Origin of the sequence: Corallococcus praedator (genome assembly GCF_003612125.1) — a bacterium.
GTDB lineage: Bacteria > Myxococcota > Myxococcia > Myxococcales > Myxococcaceae > Corallococcus > Corallococcus praedator.
In genome coordinates this window covers 1-384 of sequence record NZ_RAWI01001459.1, presented here as the reverse complement: position 1 = coordinate 384, position 384 = coordinate 1, and the positions used below count along the sequence as shown (strand labels likewise).

The following is a 384-nucleotide window of genomic DNA, read 5'->3' as shown; positions in this document are numbered from 1 at the left end:
CGGGCGTAGTACTCAGCGCGCTTGGATTCGCGCACCGCCTCGTCGGGAAACAGCACTTCCATGCGCTTTTCCAGCCCTTCCTTGGCGAGCTGGACGAGGTAGTCATCCAGCGACATGCCATCGGGCGTCGGGAACAGCGGCAGCTTGGGCTTGCCCAGTTCCAGCTTGAGGTTGCAGCGCTGCGCGATCTGCACCGAGTTGGCCAGCGCGGACGGGATGTCGGCAAACAGCGCGCACATCTCGTCCTGCGTCTTGAAATACTGTTCGGTCGTGAAACGACGGGCGCGGCGCGGATTGGCAAGCAGTTCGCCCTCTGCAATGCAGGTGCGCGCTTCGTGGGCCGTGAAATCGTCCGGCGTCATGAACTGCACCGGATGCGTGGCC

General features: G+C 63.5%; 1 pseudogene. It reads right to left on the bottom strand.

The annotated features are described in order from the left end of the window. Positions 1 to 384, bottom strand: a pseudogene (locus D7Y13_RS44890) (DNA polymerase III subunit alpha); the annotation flags it as partial.